This window comes from Rickettsiella endosymbiont of Aleochara curtula (assembly GCF_964030935.1).
Lineage (GTDB): Bacteria > Pseudomonadota > Gammaproteobacteria > Diplorickettsiales > Diplorickettsiaceae > Aquirickettsiella.
Window position 1 is genome coordinate 462277 of record NZ_OZ034990.1, and the last position, 20622, is coordinate 482898.

A 20622-nucleotide genomic window follows, 5' to 3' on the forward strand; every position below is an offset into this window, starting at 1 on the left:
AATAGTTGACTCACTTTAACAACAAGGAACTAGCCATAAATTTAAAATTAAAAATTATTAAAATTCATGCTGACTTCCTATAGCTTCGACCCGTGTTTAAATCTAAATATATTATTTCAAAATACACCTCCATCGACACTACAAATCGATAATTTACCTCAACTACCTACAGATTGGTTGACTGAGTTAGAAAATAAATGCCGCGAAATTAATCCAAATTTAGAGAAAAATATTTTTTTAAAACATATTGGGCGTAATTCTAAATATAAACTTAAAACTGCATTACTTGAGCAACTCTCATATATTTACTATCGAACTTCTGGTCATTTACACGCAGCGTTATTAGACCATGAATCAAATAAAATAATTTTGTTAGCATTAATCGAAGATATAGAACAATGTACGCCGGGTTTTCACATTCGCGTCAATAAGTTGGTAAACTCATTCCAAACACCTACTACGTTGAATCAGCTATTATATTTAGTTAGAAAAAGCATCGTTCAAGAAATTGCTTGTAATTTAACAAACTCAGTTAAATCGATATATCAAGTTCATGTCGCTGACCGTGTTAGTCGAGTTGCAAATAAACAGGGCTTAGGCATTGAACCCAATATTCAAAAAGATCGATATAAAAGTTTATTATCCGGTGACAAAATTCGACGGGTTTTAAACGATGAATTTCCCAAATGTTTTACTGCACTTAAAATTCCATTCTTATTAACTGAACAATTACAACTTATTTTAAGTTTGCATGGATATAGAGGCGCTGAGGAAACTGGATATGCCACCGGCCCTACCGAATATATGCTGGCTATTATTCAGTTTTTTTTAACTAATCCCGCTAAACCCAATACAAATAAACTTCATCCGTTTTTTATTCTAGATAACTTTGACGAATTCGATGGCCCAACAAGGATTTATGATCTTGATTGGCGTTTAATCCGACAACTTTTTTTTCAAAAATTAATAGAAGAAGAATATATTTCAATACCAAACCCAGCTAACTTAGTTGACTATACATACTATCAAGCATTAGTTCCAGAAAAAGCTAATTCTGAACTTGAAACTAAATATATTCAGCATTATCTTACTCAGCAAAACTATGCGGCATTGATTGAAGACTTAATTTTAATCCAAGATAAATTTCCAGATTATTGGCAAACAATAATAAAAACCCCGATTATAATAAAAAATATTGCTAATTTTTTTGAATTTTTAAAAAGTCAGTCTCGTAACGAGGCTAATGCCAAGGACTTATTAAAAAAATTAAATCAGACCTATTCATTATTTTTTTCTCAAGATAAAGAATATGTTTTGAGTACGATAATTGTTGACGCACACATCTACCCACCCAATGTAAATTATAATTTACTATTAAAATCAGTCAGATATTGTCCCGAAATAACCAAAGATTTTTTTAATCTTCTTTTCAAAACGCAGAGTAAGTCCTATCTATTATTTTTTGACTTGTTATTAAAAAAAAATAGTGTGGGTTCTAATCTTTTAATGTCAGCCGCGCGATATCATACAGACACAATCAAGCTTATTTTGTATTTTTTAAATAAATATATTGATCGTATTGAAAAAGAAAAAATTTCAGAATTATTTGTTCAGCAAAATAGTGATGGTTGGAACTTTTTTAGCTTAGCGGCTAGACATCAATCCGATGCGATGTCATGTATCTTTGATTTTATTAAGCATAATCCCTATTATTTCGATAATGAAATTTTGAGTTGGACTTTCAATCAAAAAATTAATGCTGAATGGGATTTTTTACAATTTTTAGTTCGTTACCAATCTGAGAACGAAGTAAAAGTATGTTTAGATTTTATTAGTGAAAAATTTAGGTTTACTGACGATATTAAATGGTTAGCAATGGTTTTAAATAAAAAGCATACGGGAAATTTATTGCACCTGGCGGTGCAATCTCGTCATGCAACGTTGAATAGTATTTTAAATTTTATTAGTAAACACATTAAGCACCTAGACGATCAAACCTTACAAGATTTCTTTTTAGAGTCAAATGATACGGGTTGGAATTGTTTACACATTGCAGCATATAATAATGCGGTTAATCTGACACTTATTTTAAAGTTTATCCAACAACATATCTGCCGATTTAATGCCATTACTTTGTGTCAATTATTTTTAGCTAAAAATCAAACTCTGCATAATTTCTTACATTTTGCTGCTTATTATCTAGACGCTGATGCTCTCGAAACGATTTTTGGATTTATAAGAAATAACATCGAATTTTTCGATAAAACAAGCTTGCAACAATTATTTCTTCAACAAAATTCTGATGGCTGGCATTTTTTAAGCGCGGCTTACCTACATTCGGCTAAGGTAAAAATTATTTTAGATTTTATTGGCGATCATTCTGATAAATTCGAACAGAAGACAATTAAAGAAATTATCTTGCAAAAAAATAAGCACGATTATACCTGTTTACATTTAACGGCACGTTTTCAACCCGATTCCTTAAACATTATTTTGAATTTTATTAATCACTGTTTTGATACATTTCCTGATGATCTTAAGCCATTATTTCAAAAGACCTGTAAACTAAAACTAATCACAACGTTATTTCGAAAAAAGAATACCCCCGCAAAAAATTTACTAGACTTAAGTTTAAAGTATCAACCAGAATCTACTGCACATATATCAGGCTTTTTAGAAACGCATGCCAACAGATTCAATCTAAACAATAGCGACTTTAAAAGTTTTATTCATCAGACAGCCAATAAAGCTTTGTTAACCGATGAACATCCAAAAGTCGCAAGACTTAGGACAAAATAACTGCTAATTTAAGTATAGCTAAATTTTTACTTGCGCCGCCATTCAGTTCCACTAGCAGTATCTTCAAGTGCTACACCCAAATTCAACAATTCATCCCGTATCCTATCCGCTTCTTGCCAATTTTTAGCGATTCGCGCTGCATTGCGAGCAGCAATTAATTGGTTTATTTCATCTGAATCAGATTTATCAGGTTGTAACCCCAATTTTAGAAACTGCTCTGGATCCTGTTGTAAAATACCTAAAATACTCGCCAAATATTGCAAGCTGGCAGCATAATGCTGCGCTTGATTCTGATCCGTTTCGCGCACCCGATTAATTTCACGGGCTAACTCAAATAACACTGCCAAGGCATCGGGTGTATTAAAATCATCATCCATCGCGGTTTGAAATTTTTCTAGATACTCTCCGGTAAATTGCTTGGCATCAAAATGAGACGGTGCTTTGCCGACTAAACCGCGTAAACTGGTATACAAGCGTTGTAATGCTGCGTGTGCGATTTGCAAATTTTCTTGACTATAATTGATTGGACTACGATGATGACTCGATACTAAGAAATATCGGATCACTTCAGCAGGATATTGTTTTAAAACATCACGTAAAGTAAAAAAATTACCTAAAGACTTCGACATCTTTTGGCGATTAGTCTGCACAAAACCAACATGGATCCAGGTATTCACAAATTTCTTAGCGGTTGCACCTTCCGATTGCGCAATTTCATTTTGATGGTGTGGAAACACCAAATCTAAACCACCGCCATGGATATCAAAATGTTCGCCTAAAGCCGCCATCGACATCGCCGAACATTCAATATGCCAACCGGGACGCCCTGCACCCCAGGGAGATTCCCAACTCGGTTCGTTGGGTTTAGCTTTTTTCCACAACACAAAATCTAAGGGATCTTTTTTAGTAATATCCACGGCGACGCGCGTCCCACTGCGTAATTTTTCCAAATTTTGATGGGCTAATTCGCCATAGGTTTTGAATTTTTCCACCGCATAACAAATATCACCATTTTCGGCTTGATAAGCATAAGCTTTATCCAGCAAAATTTGAATTAAATCTAACATCTGTGGGATAGCATCCGTTGCTCTGGGCTCATGCGTCGGTGGCAAAATGTTTAACTGCGCAAAATCTTCATGCATCGCGGTTATCATGCGCTGTGTCAATGCTGACATGCTTTCATTATTTTCTTGTGCACGTTTGATAATTTTATCGTCAATATCAGTGATATTACGCACATAATTAACCTGATAACCTTGCATACTTAAGTAACGTAACATGACATCAAAGGCTACTAATACGCGCGCATGACCTATATGACACAAATCATAGACTGTCATGCCGCACACATACAGTCCGACTTTCTTGGCGTGCAGCGGTGTAAATTTTTCTTTTTTTTGGGTTAGTGTATTATAAATTTTTAGCATGGAGTATTCTCTCGCGAATTTTTTCATTGCCTAACAGGCTAAATAATTTAGCCAGCTCAGGACCATCATGACGTCCAGTCAATGCCAAACGTAATGGCGCAAATAAAGCTTTCCCTTTGAGATTTAATTTTTCTTGCACCTGTTTTATTAAGACTTTAAAATCAGAGTTTCCCTGCGCTGATAAATCTAAGACTGCCTGCCAATAAAGCGGATCGACTTTTCGCAAAAAAATCTTGGTTTCTACTGAAAAGTTTAAAGCGTTAGCTTCGCCAAATATAATACGAGCCCACTCAAGCGCCTCATCAGGAAAACAAATCGTCCCGCGCATTAATTCTATAAAGTCTACGCTTACCTCGTTCGGCACACTATTTTGTATTTTAGCATCCATCCATGCGCCAAGCTTTTCATTAGACAAATGTAATAAAGCTTGCTTTTGCCAATACAATAATTGAGCTTGGTCATAGCGTGCGGGTGATTTACCGAGACGACTCAGTGAAAATTGTTTTGCCAAGGCGTGAATGTCCAGAAAATTCGGATCGGTATAAGTATGACCTAAGCGCGCCAAATAATTTTGTAAGGCTTCAGCAAAATAGCCGCTCTCGCGAAAACTTTTAATACTAAAACTGCCATGTCGCTTCGATAGCGGCGCGCCATCATCGCCGACAATTAAGGCCATGTGTCCATAAGCCGGAATAGTTAAACTTAACGCCTCTAATATCATCATCTGCCTGGGTGTATTGGTCAAATGATCTTCGCCGCGCAGTACATGCGTCACATTCATTAAGGCATCATCAATGGCATTACAAAAGAAAAATGCGGCTGAGCCATCACTGCGCTGAATCACAAAATCGCCGATATCATCACTGGCGAAGCTTTGTTCACCTTTGACAAAATCATCAAAACGAATAACTTGTTTCGGCAGAACATGAAAACGCAAGCTAGCGAGTTGACCTTGAGCTTTTTTCTCGGCCACTTGCTCCGCCGTCAACAAACGACATTGACCACTGTAACGCGGTGGTTTGCCTAATGCCAACTGACGTTTACGCATCATGAGCAACTCTGCTTCGCTACAAAAACAGGGATAAGCACGCCCGATACCCACTAATTGCTCATAATAAAGTGTGTAAATCGCTTGCCTTTGCGATTGGTAATAAGGTCCCAGACCTTTTTCTTGACCAGGGCCTTCCTGCCAAGGTAAACCTAGCCAAAGCAAGTCTTCTTCTAATTCTTTAGCCAGTGTTAGCAGCGAGCGCGTTGCATCACTATCTTCTATGCGCAATAAAAAACAACCGGCTTGAGAGTGGGCAAATAAAAAATTAAATAAAGCGGTTCTAGCATTACCTAAATGGATATGACCGGTAGGACTAGGTGCAAAACGAGTTTTCATAATCAACTATTTGTTTAAAATTTTGGTATCCTGGTACAGATTAAAAATAATCCGTCATGGCGAAAGCAAAACGTCAGTGAGGCTGCGGCCACGCATGGATTGCCACGCACCTACGGTGCTCGCAATGACGATTAATCTTTTACGTGGTGCTCGCAATGACGAGGGTTGCTAGCACTGCAATGACGAAAAATGTTTTAATAATCTCCTGCCAACTAATTTACGCTATGATTGTGTCATATGTCGACCCTCTTTATATCCGATTTACATCTCAGTAACGACCAGCCTGCTATGACGCAGTTGTTTTTGAATTTTTTACAACAGCAAGCCAAGCACGCTGAGGCTTTATATATATTAGGCGATCTATTTGAAACCTGGATCGGTGATGATAATTTAAACCCATACTATCAGAAAATTATAGCGGCACTTGCCGAGCTAACCGCCCAGGGTGTTGCGACTTACTTCATGCCCGGGAATCGAGACTTTCTCATCGGTAAGCATTTTATTCAGCAAACCGGCTGTCGCTATCTTGCTGATCCAACCATTATTGATTTGTATGGAAGACCAACACTACTCACCCATGGTGATAGTTGGTGCACACTCGATAAACATTATCTGCGCTATCGACGCTGGTCGCGTTATCCCTTTTTCCAAAGCTTATTTTTACATCTTCCCTTAGTATGGCGACAAAAAATTGCGAATTATTTACGCGGGCAAGAACACACCACCATGCCGACTAATACCGCAAAATATGATGTAGTCATGGCAGATTTTCTGGCTTGCTTAAAACACTATCCGGGAACACAACAGATTATTCATGGTCATACGCATTTACCGTGTATTCAATTAATAAGACAAACAGAAAGTATACACTCGCAGCAATTGGTTTTAGGGCAAGGCACCTTGAAAATAAGCAACCCGAATATATTCAAGATACATGAGGATTGCGAGTTGAGCGGCAACGCAGACAAAAGTTCAAGTGCGAAGAATATATGGATAAAACGTTTTGTATTAAGCGATTGGCAGCCCACAAAAGGCAATGTATTAGTGGCGTTACCGAATCAAACCTGCAAATTAATATATTTCGGTTAAATGTAAGGAAACTTTATCTATTCACTAGCCTTTTCTTTACTTTTTACAATTCGGTAATTTTTACCTCGACCTAGATTACTTTAAAGATGAATTTAGGACTAACCTGGCTTCATTACATATCACTATTTTGGCAAAAAGATGCATTTTTGTTTCGAAAGATGACAAGAAAATTAGCTTAAATGAAGATGTGCAAGATAAGCTTTTTAGCTATTTAACAATTAATGAACTAAAAAATACAGCAGGAGCGAGTTTAGAAAAAAAGAAAGGAAAAAGCAAGAAAATACAATTGAAAAAACTAAAAGTCCGGTTCCTATTAACACTAGTAGGTTAACCGCTTCTTTATTGTTTTCAACACCACAACAAGAAGCACAAAAAGAAGTTTATGCAACTAAAACATCGATACTAGCTAAGAAATAAAAACCTGTTTAAACATAAAAATACTATCAGTACAAAGCAGGTCTCTACCAACCTCTTTCCTAGCAAGTTATGGGATCTAGTTAAATTGCATTATTTTTGAGTCATTCCATCTACCGCTATTTTGATTATATTAGAGAGGGGTTCAGTATTATCATCTAAAATTTGTTCAGATACTGAGGTTCCATCCTCTGATATAAAGAAAAAAGATCCATGCTTTGAGTTAAGAGCATTTTTAGAGCTAAAATAACTTTTAAGTTTATCTAAAATTATCTGTAAAAATTCAGTCATTTTTTCAAAGACAGTTCTTTCATCTAAAATATCTTTATATTCATCTTTACATTCGAGTTTGGAGTCTACTAAATCAAACTGAGCTATCCAACCTGCTTTATTAATAGGTTTAATATTTACTTTATAGGTCGCTGCTCCTTTAACAAAAAAATCATCACCTGTTTTTTCTAATATTTCATTGATACTTGTATCGCAAACTTTTTGTGTAGAAAAATCAACTTGTATGAACAAACTCTCATCTGCGTAGGTTAAATTAAGTGTTCTTTTTTCAGGAGTAGAAAAAATATAGCGGCCCTTAGAGAGAATTTCGACATTAGGATAGATAAACCCCTGATGCAGATAGGTTCTTAAAAATTTTTCAAAGGACGTTTCTTGCAACATTTGTTTAGTTGGTTTGCGAGTAAGCTCTTCAAAAAATTCATCCGTAGTAAGGGCTGGATCAAGTTCTTCTATCGCTGGCTTACTTATTGGTTGTTTGCTTACAAGTACGTCAAAAATTGAATCTATAACTTGGCTTGACTGCATATCAGCAGCGGTCGATTTATTGGGTTGTTTTCTAAAAAGCGCTTCAAAAATTAAGCGCGCAGCAAACTCTATAGGAATCTCTTGCTGAGTATCCTTGTCGCGAAATTCAATAGATTCCCTTGCACTTTTAAGGATTGAATCCATTGATACTCCATTGATATGAAGCTCTCCATTGCTTCTTTCAAGATCTTTTATAAAAGACTCTTTATAGGTTGAATCTAAATCTTTAGTGATTTCTTTATCAGATTCTCTATCCTGTATATATTTCCATAACTTTTTTGTATTTTGAAAAGTTGCCATAGCTTTTTCTCAAAAATCTATCTATTTAAGACATTTTACAGATTTTTCATTAATGAAACATTAAGCGCCTCTAAACGCTTACTCTTACCCTTACTATAAGGCTAAAATATTCCTCTGTTGCAATTAGGCTTAATCAAGCTATCTGGGGATAGTTAGGCCTTTTTTAACGCTTAATATCTTAATCTGTTCAACCATGGCGTCTAAAACGATGGTCTTGACTGAAGAGGAGCGCCAGTAACAAGCTATCTGTCGCACCGGTCGCGGGGCATTAAACGGAATATAGGAAATCCCGTCACGCGCTTGTTGGGCAAGTTTAGGCATTAGTGTGACATCATTACCGGTTGCAACCATTTGACGCAGTGTTTCTAGACTGGTGGCACGAAAATTCTGAACTTCGTTCACATTCATTTTATGGCATAAATCCAAGGTTTGGCCGCGCATGCAATGGCCTTCTTCCAGTAAAAGTAGATTTTGCTGCTGAAGATCACAGGCATTAATGAATTTTCGTTGTGCCAAGACATGCTTGTTCGCTACCGCCAGTAAAAATTCTTCAGCAAATAAATCAGTAGCGCTAAAACTGGACTCTTCGATAGGATGCGCCATCAATGCAGCATCTAAGCTGCCGATTTTAAGTTTTTGTATCAATGCTGAAGTTTGCTCTTCAACCAGATAAAAATGCAGGTGGGGGAATTTTTTTGATAAAGCAGGCAAAATCAAAGGTAATAAATAAGGGCCTAAGGTCGGAATGACACCTATGGTTAATCTTCCGCTATAAGGATCTTTGGATAATTTGGCGAGATCCCGGATTTCATTGATTTGCGCCAGAATCTGTTTGGCGCGTTCAGTGATAGCTATGCCGATATCGGTTAATAACACCGATTTATTGCTGCGTTCTAATAATTTTACGCCTAAGCTCGCTTCCAGACGCTGGATTTGCATGCTCAATGCCGGCTGGCTGACAAAACAGGCTTCCGCTGCTTTACCAAAATGATGGTGTTCGCTTAGCGCAATTAGATATTCAAAATCACGGGTATTCATGGTCTTTATAATAAGTTATAATTATCAATATAATAATAACAATATATTATACTTATCGAGTGATCTCAAGTAATTTATGCCTTTTCAAGCACAAAAATTAGGAGAAAACCATGTTAACGATAGGCGATAAATTTCCAGAATTTTCGGTCAAAGCCGTGGTGTCCTCTAACGCAAAAGATGCGTTTATTGAGGTCCACAACAAAACTTACGCCAATAAATGGCAAATATTTTTCTTTTGGCCTAAGAATTTTACGTTCGTTTGCCCCACAGAAATTGCTGCTTTTGGCCAATTAAACAATGAATTTAAAGACCGGGATGCCATTTTATTAGGTGCCAGTACTGATTCAGAGTTTGCACATTTAGTCTGGCGACAGCAAAAAGATGAATTACATGACCTTCCCTTCCCGATGCTCGCTGACGTTAAACGCGAACTCGCTCAAGGCTTAGGTATACTCGATAAAAAAGAAGGTGTTGCGCAACGCGCCACATTTATTGTCGATCCAGAAGGCATCATCCGCTTTGTCATGGTGACGGATCTGAGTGTCGGCCGAAATGCCAAAGAAGTATTACGTATATTAGATGCCTTACAAACCGACGAGTTATGTCCTTGCAATTGGCAAAAAGGCGAAGCCACCATCGCTGTTGATTAAACCATAAGCTTTTTAGGAGAATATTATGAACATGACTATAGAAACATTCAAAAACAAACTGTTAGACAATGCGAAAGATATTAAATTAAATCTATCCAGCATTTTAACAGAAGCGGGTTCGCCAGATTTAAACAAACAACAAATCGGCGGTATTGCGTTGGCTTCGGCGTATAGCATTAAAAATTCAAATTTAATCAACGCTGTTTTATCGGAGGTAAAGTCTGCATTATCTGATGCAGAAATAAATGCGGCCAAATCCGCAGCCACTATCATGGCGATGAATAATATTTATTATCGATTCATTCATTTGGTTAATGATAAAGACTTTTCGAGTATGCCCGCTAATTTACGCATGAGTGTCATTGGCAACCCAGGTATCGATAAAATAAATTATGAACTAAATTGTTTAGCAGTATCTGCGCTGAATGGTTGCGGCATGTGTATAGAAGCGCATACGCATGGCTTGATAAAAATGGGTGTGAGTAAACTTAGCATACAATCAAGTGTGCGCATTGCGTCGGTATTAAATGCCGCAGCATTAGCCTTCGACCTAGCTAGTATTTAGTAATGCCACTCGTCAATTGGCGAGCGGGTTAAGTATAAGTGTCATTGCAAGCGCGTTAAGTATAAGTCGTCATTGCGAGCGCGTAGCGCGCGGCAATCTAAACATTCGCTCGCCATGACGGTTTTTTTAATAGTGATCTTTCTGTAGTTCGAGATGACTATGCATAGACTCGGGTAAAAAACCACTTAACCAATCTTCTAAAGGTTGAAAATGTGGTACTAACACCGATTCTTGCCAAGAGGACTCTTTGGCAAAGGGCGTTAAGGTAACTAACATCATCAATAAGACGACGACTAAAATTCCGCGCGCAATACCGAAAATAATTCCTAACACGCGATCGGTGCCGCTTAAGCCAGTATTCGAGACTAGTTGGCCAATTAAATAATTAATCAACATACCCAATACTAATGTCACTAGGAATAAACCGACAAAACTGACCACTAATCGAACCGAATCGGAGTGAATAAAATTTACCAATAAATCGGCAATATAGCGATAAAAAATAAAACTCACCGCAATCGCAGCTACCCATATCACCAACGAAATCACTTCACGTACAAAACCACGCATAACACTAATCAATACCGACAGTGCAATGATGGCGATAATGGTATAATCGATCCAATTAAATGTAGACATCAGAAAAACCTTAAAATAGTGTAAAGAACTTTAAAAGCGTGGATAGAACCCAATTGGGTTCTATAGTATAAACTACTTTTTTAAGTAGTGATATTCAGCGTTTAAAAGTTTAGACAGTTTTTATAGGACAAAAAAAGATCGATAGTGCTTTTAAGTAAAAATCAATTTACCTGTCTATTACTTTTTTTAAAATTATTCAATGACAAGGAAGTCGTCATGTTACAAACTAAACCTAATCTTGACGCAGGAACTCAGTTACGGCGCGCTGCAGCGGAAGGTGATATAGACAAAGTTAGGAACTTACTCGATAAAAATTTCATCAATCATAAAAGCACTAATGGCAATACCGCGTTACATTGGTCGATAGAAAACCAACATTATGGCGTCACAAAACTCTTGTTAACCTGCCCTGGTATTCAATTGGATGTAGCCAATCATCGAGGCCTAACACCCCTACATTTAACCGCTAAGCAAGGCGATAAAAAAACCGTCTATCGTTTATTAAAAGCCGGGGCGGGACACAAAAACTCAACTGACAAAGAAGGGTATTCTGCCTTAGATTATGCCTTTTCTGAAAGCTGCAGTTTTATTGTCAGTAAATTAAAAGAAAAGCTTCCGCATTTACCTTTTAAGGATGAAGATGCGCTGGCAAATCGGGCTTTTACCGCCTTCAAAATAAAAAACTTCAATCTGGTGCGCAATGCGAAAATTTTTGACTCCGATTATTTTTTTAACGAGGACGTTGCACGCTATTTTTTACCGGGCAATCGATTTAAATTAGCCGAGATACAAACCGCCATAAAAAAAGGTCAACTTAATCTGCATAAACTGTTTTGTTCGGGTAATTTACTGCAAAGTGCTGCGGTCTCACGAGTCGACACCATGGAGAAATTTCAATGGCTATTAGAACAAGGTGTCAATCCGAATCTACAAGCCAGTCATGAAATAAATCCTAGTTCTTACAAAAATACCGCTTTACATACGCTGATTGCTAACGAAGATGAAAAAGACGCAGTAAAGTTTATCGATCTGTTAATTACGCATGCCAAACCAAAATTTAATTTCAATCTCGTCGATAGCGAAGGAAAAACTTGTTTATGCTTAGCGGTCAAGGTAGGCCTCTTCGAAGTTGCAAAAAAACTAATTGGACTAAAAGTCGATATCAATCGGCCTGATGAAGACGGTAATTCACCGCTACATTACGCTTTTCTGTTAGGAAATACGTCGATTGTCGATGAATTGCTGGCAAATCAAGCGAATAAAAATGCGAAAAATACACAACACCAAAGCCCCTATGAGTTACTCATCTCTACCGATATCGAAGATGTTAGAGACTGTTTAGAAATTATCTGGATTAATCCAGATAGAAAAATTAAAAAATCAAAAAAAACGTATATTCAGCAATGTATGGAAAATAGAGAAAATCTAGCGTATAAATTCAGATCATTGCGAACAGATAGCGCGCAGCGGTCTAGCCAAACCATGGTAACCCACTGCTTGGGATCAGCTGAAGAAATTTCTATCGCACAAAAAAGAAAAAGTATTGTTTTTCTGCTTGCTGCGGCTACAGGCGATCTAGCTAAAATACAAGAAACCTGTGATGCTGATATACTTAATATCGGTAACTCAAAAGGTAATACAGCCTTGCATTTAGCATGTGAACATGGCCATGAAGAAATAGTAAAATTTCTTTTACAGCAACCTGAAATTGATCTTCATAAAGAAAATCATGAAAGTATAAAGGCCGCTGAAAGAGTGAGCAATTTATCTTTAGTCAGCTTATTTGAAGATAAATTGTTAACCATAATACCCAAAGCAGAACATAGAAATGACACGCTTTCCAGATTAAACCAACGTAAGGAAATTCTCAGTCACGAAACTATGTCCGCTTTAAGAAAAAATTGAATTCTAGAATAGCTTTGAAGGAAGATAGAAAAAAATGTATAAAGGCGTTACCCAAACAATCCATAGTATTTTTTCCACAGGCAACTTGTTTAACATTGAAAAAAAATAACTGGTTAATAGTGAGCCGTGTAAACTTTGCCTATTAATAGAACAAATGATAAATACTAAGAGTTCTACTAATAAAATACCACGGATTAAACCTAATATTCCTGATAAAGTCCTATTGCAGCAACTCAGTTGAACACTATTTTGTTTTCTGTAGCGAATACTATTCCATAGACGCCAACTCAAACCTAAAAGAAATATACCACTAATAAAAAAAATAGTGCTATTCGAGGGCTGAAAATCTTTAAAGAATGGAATGGCGTACAAGGGAATAAAAAACAAAAGTACAAGCGTACCTAACTCGTAAAAAAAATTACGCAATCCACGTACTACGCTCGACGTAACGGACAGGCATAGCATAATGACTATTACACCGTCCATCCAGTTTAACTCTGCTTGCATATTGAACCTTTATTCTATTTATTTTTTAGCTGATATTGTTATGCACGCATACTGATAAGTTCATCTAAAGTATAGACACTGTGTAATTGATAGCCCCCAGCTTGCAACGCTTCTGTGCCGCCTTGTTGCCTATCCACTAACACGACAATATCTTTTACTTGTAACGCATGCTTTTTTAAGCTCTGTGCTATCTGTAACACACTGCCGCCCGTGGTGACGACATCTTCAACGATTAAACAGGATTGGCCGGGTTTAAAAACACCTTCGATTTGTTTTTTAGTTCCATATTCTTTAATTTCCTTACGACACATTAGCATCGGTAGGTTTTGATCGAGTGAAATAGCTGTAGCTATAGGCAATGCGGTATACGGTACGCCACATAACAAATCCGGTTTAAGGTGTTTTACCTTATTCCATAAAACGTTGGCAATGGCGCGTAATAGCGGTGGATAGGAAATAATGCCACGGCAATCGATATAGATCGGCGAGATTTCGCCGCTACGTAAAGTAAATTCGCCCCATTTAATCACATCAATGTTAATTAGCGCTTCGAGTAATTTTTGCTTTTCCATCGAGGAACCTAATTAACATCGTTATCAGTTTTTTCGGCCGTTAAATTTATCAATGTATCGGTTTGTTCTGGACTTGCAGCGACCAAATCTTCTTCGATACGTTCTAAACCCACTAAGGTTTCACCTTCATTCAGGCGGATTAATCGCACACCTTGTGAATGTCGACCCGCTACGCGAATTTCAGCAACCCGTGTACGAACTAAAGTCGCTTTATTGGTAATTAACATCACTTCATCAGAAGGCAATACTTGCACCGCTGCCACAACATTCCCATTACGCTCGGTGGTTTTAATCGCCACTACGCCACTACCACCACGACTCGTTAAACGATGTTCAGGAACAGGTGTGCGTTTACCATACCCATGCGTAGTTGCCGTTAAAATTAATCCTTCTGGTTTAGCAATGATTAAAGAAATAACTTGCTGTCCCGCTTGTAATTTAACGCCGCGCACACCGCAGGCGGTACGTCCCATACAACGCACCTTACTCTCATTAAAGCGTATGACCTTACCCGCATCGGTAAATAATAAAACATCTTGCTGTCCATCAGTTAATGCGACGCCCACTAAACGATCCCCTTCACGCAAATCAATGGCAATAATACCGTCATTACGCGGCCGTGAAAAATCAATTAAGCTGGTTTTTTTGGTCGTACCATTCGCGGTTGCCATGAAAATAAAATGCTCAGCACTATAATTCTGCACGGGTAATACCGCATTGATCCGTTCATTTTCGCTTAAAGGCAATAAATTAACGATGGGTCGACCTTTAGCGATGCGACTCCCTTCGGGTAATTTATAGACTTTAAGCCAATACACTTTACCCACACTAGAAAAACACAATAAGGTGGCGTGCGTATTAGCAATTAATAAATGCTCAATGAAGTCTTCTTCTTTAACATCACCTGAGGATTTTCCTCTACCGCCGCGACGTTGTGCTTGATAAACATCTAAGCTTTGTCTTTTGACATAGCCTTCATGTGACAATGTCACCACCACATCCTCGGCTGGAATCAAATCTTCTTCATTAATTTCAGCATCGACACTGATGATTTCAGTACGACGCGGATCGGCAAATTCTTCTTTAATTGCCACCAGTTCATCGTGTATAACCTGACGTAAGCGCTCGGGTTGATTTAAGATATCGAGTAAATCAATAATAATATCCAACTGATCGCGATATTCTTTTAAAATTTTCTCTTGCTCGAGACCCGTTAAACGATGTAAACGCAGTTCTAAGATCGCTTGGGCTTGTTCGGGCGATAATCGATAACTATTCTCGCCTTTTTTTACACCATATTCATGCGCTGCATCTACGCTTAATTGCGTTTCTAGCAAATCGGTTTTAGTCAGCATTTCAGCCACTATACCTAGCTGCCAGGCTTGCGCTAACAGTTGCGATTTAGCATCCGCTGGATCCTTAGCCGCCTTAATCAAGGCAATCATCGGATCGATATTGACTAAGGCAATACCCAAGCCTTCTAAAATATGCGCGCGTTCTCTTGCTTTACGTAATTCAAAGATCGTGCGCCGTGTCACCACCTCACGTCGGTGTGCCAAAAATTCAGTAATTAATTGTTTGAGATTGAGTAAGACCGGTCTGCCATCAACCAAAGCCACCATATTAATACCAAACGTGACTTGTAATTGCGTTTGCGAAAATAAATTATTCAATAACACATCCACGTTTTCACCACGGCGGACTTCGATAACCATACGCATACCGTCTTTATCGGATTCATCGCGTAATGCCGTAATACCTTCAATACGTTTTTCTTTTACCAATTCAGCAATCTTTTCGATAAGTTTTGCTTTGTTTACTTGGTAAGGCAACTCGGTCACTATAATTCGTTGCTTATTCGATTTTTCGTCTAATTCAAGTTCGATACGCGCTCGAACAAATACTCGCCCACGACCATTGTGATACGCCTCAACGATGCCTTGTTTACCATAAATTAAACCAGCCGTAGGAAAATCAGGTCCTTTAATAAACTGCATTAAGCGTTCTACGGTCAATTCTGGATCGGCGAGTAAAGCGACGCAAGCATCGATAACTTCAGCAAGATTATGCGGTGGGATATTAGTCGCCATACCAACGGCAATACCTGAAGAACCATTAACTAGCAGGTTAGGCACGCGCGTCGGTAATACGGTAGGAATCTGTTCCGTTTCGTCGTAGTTGGGAGCAAAATCGACGGTTTCTTTGGCTAAATCCGCCAATAAGGCATGTGCCAACTTCGACATCCGAATTTCGGTATAACGCATCGAAGCTGCAGAATCACCGTCAACCGAACCAAAGTTACCTTGTCCATCAATCAATACAGAGCGCATGGAAAAGGTTTGCGCCATACGCACGATGGTGTCATAAATCGCCCCATCACTATGTGGATGATATTTACCAATAACATCACCCACCACGCGGGCGGATTTTTTATGTGGCTTATTCCAATCATTGCCCAGCTCGCTCATGGCAAATAAAACCCGTCTATGTACGGGCTTTAAGCCATCTCGTACATCCGGCAATGCCCGACCCACTATGACACTCATAGCGTACGCCAGGTAGGATTGCTTTAGTTCCTTTTCAACTGTTACCGAAATGATTTCATTAGCCACTGATTCTGCCATAAAAGCTCAAAACCTATGATACGTAAAAAGAGTTAAATAGTACCATAAATAGGCACAAATTAGCAGCAAAAATTCGAGTAAGAAGAGTATCCTGTGCTGCATTTAAACAACACAGGATCGATTCAAGAAGCCTTTCACTCGTCGCTTGTTTTTAAACGAGTCTCAAAAAAGCAGGTGACCAATATCAATTGACTTATTGTGCCCCAGCCGCAGAATTAGCTGAATCACCATTATTAGCAGGTGCCGCCGGTGTAGTCGTATCGGTCGCTGCTCCATTGTTAGAAGATGTATCCGGTGTTGCTGGCGTAGCGGGCGTAGTGTTATCGGTAGGTGGTGTTTGCGTAGGCTCCACAGCATGCGGATTAACCGGTATTTGCTCATCCGAGCTGGATGAATTCGCTGGATTAACCATTTGGTCTTGAACCGGCATCGCAGTATCTGATTGATCTCCTTGCTTATCAGAAGGCTGATGATTACAGCCGACTAACGCCGCCGTCAGCAGCATTGAAACCAAAAACTTCTTATACATAAGCAAAATTCCCCATCTAAAAAGTAGTGCAAAAAAGCATTAAAAGAACAAGTTGTCAGCCTAGGGCTGACAAGCCCACTGACAAATCCATAGCTCATAGTAGAAGCCAACTTAAGCATAGCAAAACTTTCAAGTAAAACAAAATCTGATAAACATTAGGCTCAACCGTGCTTAAGTCCTGAGCATAACTCCCGCCCCCAGGGGATTAGCCACCCCTGGTAAAACTGCTCTAAAGCCCTGTGCCCCAGGCCCTGTTTTGATTGCCAACCTACTAAATACTGTTATAATGAATCCTAGATTTAGTTTCCCGTGTCAGCATATAGCTCGGTTAATCCCCTCTATTTAACTGACACAAAACAGAGCGAAATGATAAGAAATCAACGTTTTGTCTATAGAGCTAACTAAAGTAAAAAATTTTAATTTTTTATAAATTTAAATTGTTTTTGGTGATCAACTAATCCCAAAATCATAAAATTAGTCCGGCTTCTTAAGTTTGCAACCTTTTATTTGGAACGATATTCTTCCGGTGCGGATTTTATGGGCAGTATTATTGTTCATAAAAAAGATATATTGAGAATATGCAAGCGTGTAATCCGTGTTAAAAATCAGTTATTTGAAACCTATGCTATTTAGCTCAAAGGCAAAAAAGAGCTTATGCAAAGAATCCTATTGATTCACTTACCCTTTTTAAATTCATTAAGTGGTCATTGTTTCAGGGTATAGCAACCGTTTTAATTTTTTTAACCGCGATTACCACGTTTACAGATAAGCAAGCTTAGTTGAGCCTTCATACAAAATAGGATTCAACGATGCATAATGAAAAGAATCGAATATTAATCAATGCTAATCAACCCGGAGAAATCCGCGTTGCTTTGCTCGAAGAAAACAAACTCTCCGACCTAGATATTGAATATAGTGGTCAAGAACAAAAAAAATCCAATATCTATAAAGGAAAAATCAGCCGCATTGAGCCCAGCTTAGAGGCTGCATTCATCGACTATGGCGCTGATCGTCATGGTTTTTTACCCTTCAAAGAAATTGCCCCTACTTACTGCAAGGGGAGAAATCATGAGTCACACACCATTAAACATTCGCTGAAAGTCGGCCAGGAAGTGATGGTGCAAATTGAAAAAGAAGAGCGTGGCAATAAAGGGGCCGCTTTAACGACTTATATAACCTTACCGGGTAGTTACTTAGTACTGATGCCAAATAATCCTGGCGCGGGTGGTATTTCCCGTCGTATCGAAGGAGAAGAACGTCGCGAAATGCAGGATCTACTCAGTCAAATGGAACTTTCTGGGGAAATGGGTCTCATTCTGCGTACCGCAGGTGTCGGTCGTGAATTCCATGAACTACAAAATGATTTAAATTTACTCTTGCAACAATGGAACGCCATCCAAAAAGCCTTTAACGAGCGTTCCGCTCCATTTCTAATTTTTCAAGAAGGCGATCTGATTACACGTTCGATACGTGATTATTTAAGACGTGATATTGACGAAATTATTATTGATGACAAAAAAATCTACGAAAAAATTAAGCATTACATCGAGCAAATTCGACCTGATTTTGTTTCCCGAATCACCCTGTACGAAAATACTATCCCTTTGTTTATGTATTTTGATATTGAAGAAGCAGTTGAATCTGCGTTTAAGCGCAAAATAGAACTTCCATCAGGCGCTACCATCGTTATCGATCGCACCGAAGCCTTAGTTTCCATTGATATTAACTCTGGTCGTTCTACCAAAAATGAAGATATTGAAGAAACGGCGGTTGCCACCAATCTTGAAGCCGCTAAAGAAATTGCCCATCAATTACGCGTACGTGATTTAGGTGGCTTGATTGTCATTGACTTTATCGATATGAGTTCAGAAGACAATCAACGCAAAGTTGAAAATTGTTTACGTTTAGCCACTAAAAAAGATCGCGCACGTATACAAATCGGTCGAATTTCCGCATTTGGATTGTTAGAAATGTCACGACAACGTTTGCGTCATTCCTTAGGAAAGGCCAATGAGACCCTGTGTTCACGATGCAATGGTGAAGGCACCATACGAACTATCGAATCATTAACCTTATCCCTATTGCGTGCAGTAGAAAAAGAAGCGTTAAAGAAATCAACTCAACAAATACGCGTCGAAATACCCGTCGATATGGCTACTTATCTCATTAATGAAAAACGTCTGGCCATACAGCAAATTGAGCAACGCTATAAAATAAACATATTGTTAATTCCTAACCCGTATTGGCAATCTCCACAATATAAAATTACGGGTCTAGGCCATAACATTAATCTACAGGCCAGCGAAAACGCTAGCTATCAAATGCTTGATAAATCTTGCACAGAATCACCGCTACCCTATAACGCACCTAACCTTAAACCTATAGAAACCCCGGCTGTAAAACCACTGACTTTTGCACTGAGCAAACATAAAACTAAAACCCAATTAGGCTTATTAAGTCGATTGCTAGGCATGTTAAAAGATTTAGGCAAAACAACTAAAGTTGAGCCTAGTAATAAACCCCTGAAAAAAGAGACCGGCACCGCGTTTACACACAGTCATCCCAAAGATGCTCCCCATAGACACTCTTCAGAACGACGTTATTCGAAACCAAATCGTAATAATCGCCTGCGCAATCACCGCCGCGATGACAGACGTGACAAAGACGGAGAACATGGCAGCGAAAGCAATGGTGGACAGCACCATCATAACGGCAGCAAACCATCCCATCATCGGTATAATAAACATCATCAGCAACGTAATGAGTCACCTCATCAACAACAAAACCCGCAACATACGACTAAACCGGTTGCTACCCCGGTTGCTGCACCCGTAGAAAGAAAACCATTACCTAATAAAAGGAAACCCGCTGAAAGAACAATCAATAAACACGAAAATAAATCAAACCAGCAAGCACATCGAGCAGAGCATATAACACCTAAGCCTGCGTTAAATACCACGGAAAGAAAAGTCATTCCTCAACAACAAGCGATGGAAAAATCTGCACCGACTATAGAGAAAAAACCAGTTGCTGAAGCTATAACTAACAACTCTATCAATTCTACCACACCTACTAATACGAGTAATCCAACTACACAGCGTCGCAATACACGACGATATGGTGGCGAGCCCAAATTGCGTCATCGTAGTTATAGTCATTATGAAGATCAAAAAACTAAAAATTAATTCATACCACTATTTTTAGCCCATGCATTTAAGTTTTCACCCTCGGTATCGATTATCGAGGGCTTGCTTAAGCCTACTCTCCCTTTAGCTATTTAATTTTGAAAAATTAAATATTGCAAATAATTTTCATAAAATTTATTATTTTTTATTTAAAAAATTTATTGTATGATATGTGC

15 protein-coding genes are annotated in these 20622 nt (G+C 38.3%); 6 read left to right on the forward strand and 9 right to left on the reverse strand.

Annotated features, from left to right (window positions below):
- Positions 1–66 precede the first annotated feature (66 nt).
- Positions 67–2799 (forward strand): hypothetical protein, encoded by a 2733-nt coding sequence (locus tag AAHF87_RS01965; protein ID WP_342146648.1) that lies wholly within the window; start codon positions 67–69, stop codon positions 2797–2799.
- Positions 2800–2825: 26 nt separating this feature from the next.
- Here the strand turns inward: AAHF87_RS01965 and cysS are convergent, their stop codons facing one another.
- Both cysS and gltX read right to left on the reverse strand, forming a co-directional pair.
- Positions 2826–4226, reverse strand: a complete 1401-nt coding sequence (gene cysS, locus AAHF87_RS01970; RefSeq protein ID WP_342146649.1) for a cysteine--tRNA ligase — start codon at positions 4224–4226, stop codon at positions 2826–2828.
- Positions 4210–5613, reverse strand: a complete 1404-nt coding sequence (gltX, locus tag AAHF87_RS01975) for a glutamate--tRNA ligase (protein ID WP_342146651.1) — start codon at positions 5611–5613, stop codon at positions 4210–4212. Before gltX ends, cysS begins: the two co-directional genes overlap by 17 nt.
- Before the next feature lie 237 nt (positions 5614–5850).
- Between gltX and AAHF87_RS01980 the strand changes: the two genes are divergently transcribed.
- A complete protein-coding gene (locus AAHF87_RS01980; RefSeq protein WP_342146653.1) occupies positions 5851–6702 on the forward strand; it encodes a UDP-2,3-diacylglucosamine diphosphatase in 852 nt (283 codons plus the stop codon).
- Between the two features lie 507 nt (positions 6703–7209).
- On the opposite strand, the gene AAHF87_RS01985 is transcribed toward AAHF87_RS01980, so the two are convergent.
- Positions 7210–8232, reverse strand: a complete 1023-nt coding sequence (locus AAHF87_RS01985) for a hypothetical protein (RefSeq protein WP_342146654.1) — start codon at positions 8230–8232, stop codon at positions 7210–7212.
- A 138-nt stretch (positions 8233–8370) separates the two neighbouring features.
- Positions 8371–9270 carry a LysR substrate-binding domain-containing protein gene (locus AAHF87_RS01990; RefSeq protein WP_342146655.1) on the reverse strand — a complete coding sequence of 300 codons (900 nt, stop codon included), beginning with the start codon at positions 9268–9270 and terminating at the stop codon, positions 8371–8373.
- Between the two features lie 110 nt (positions 9271–9380).
- Here AAHF87_RS01990 and AAHF87_RS01995 point away from each other — a divergent pair, with 110 nt between their 5' ends.
- Both AAHF87_RS01995 and AAHF87_RS02000 read left to right on the forward strand, forming a co-directional pair.
- Positions 9381–9920, forward strand: a complete 540-nt coding sequence (locus AAHF87_RS01995; protein ID WP_342146657.1) for a peroxiredoxin — start codon at positions 9381–9383, stop codon at positions 9918–9920.
- Between the two features lie 25 nt (positions 9921–9945).
- Positions 9946–10485, forward strand: coding sequence for a carboxymuconolactone decarboxylase family protein (locus AAHF87_RS02000; protein WP_342146658.1), 540 nt, complete (start codon positions 9946–9948; stop codon positions 10483–10485).
- Between the two features lie 126 nt (positions 10486–10611).
- On the opposite strand, the gene AAHF87_RS02005 is transcribed toward AAHF87_RS02000, so the two are convergent.
- Positions 10612–11124 (reverse strand): CvpA family protein, encoded by a 513-nt coding sequence (locus AAHF87_RS02005; RefSeq protein ID WP_342146659.1) that lies wholly within the window; start codon positions 11122–11124, stop codon positions 10612–10614.
- Between the two features lie 216 nt (positions 11125–11340).
- Between AAHF87_RS02005 and AAHF87_RS02010 the strand changes: the two genes are divergently transcribed.
- On the forward strand, positions 11341–13029 hold the full coding sequence (locus tag AAHF87_RS02010; RefSeq protein ID WP_342146660.1) for an ankyrin repeat domain-containing protein: 1689 nt from the start codon (positions 11341–11343) through the stop codon (positions 13027–13029).
- 3 nt (positions 13030–13032) lie between these two features.
- On the opposite strand, the gene AAHF87_RS07280 is transcribed toward AAHF87_RS02010, so the two are convergent.
- The 4 genes from AAHF87_RS07280 to AAHF87_RS02025 all read right to left on the reverse strand — a co-directional run bounded on the left by AAHF87_RS07280 (position 13033) and on the right by AAHF87_RS02025 (position 17261).
- Positions 13033–13536 carry a CvpA family protein gene (locus AAHF87_RS07280; protein WP_425287992.1) on the reverse strand — a complete coding sequence of 168 codons (504 nt, stop codon included), beginning with the start codon at positions 13534–13536 and terminating at the stop codon, positions 13033–13035.
- A 38-nt stretch (positions 13537–13574) separates the two neighbouring features.
- A complete protein-coding gene (locus AAHF87_RS02015) occupies positions 13575–14108 on the reverse strand; it encodes an orotate phosphoribosyltransferase (RefSeq protein WP_342146661.1) in 534 nt (177 codons plus the stop codon).
- 8 nt (positions 14109–14116) lie between these two features.
- Entirely contained in the window at positions 14117–16732 is a 2616-nt protein-coding gene (gyrA, locus tag AAHF87_RS02020; protein WP_342146663.1) for a DNA gyrase subunit A, read from the reverse strand.
- Positions 16733–16925: 193 nt separating this feature from the next.
- Entirely contained in the window at positions 16926–17261 is a 336-nt protein-coding gene (locus AAHF87_RS02025) for a hypothetical protein (protein WP_342146665.1), read from the reverse strand.
- An 809-nt stretch (positions 17262–18070) separates the two neighbouring features.
- Between AAHF87_RS02025 and AAHF87_RS02030 the strand changes: the two genes are divergently transcribed.
- The gene (locus AAHF87_RS02030; RefSeq protein ID WP_342146666.1) at positions 18071–20446 is read left to right on the forward strand and encodes an Rne/Rng family ribonuclease; all 2376 of its coding nucleotides are present in this window, start codon (positions 18071–18073) and stop codon (positions 20444–20446) included.
- Positions 20447–20622: the final 176 nt, after the last annotated feature.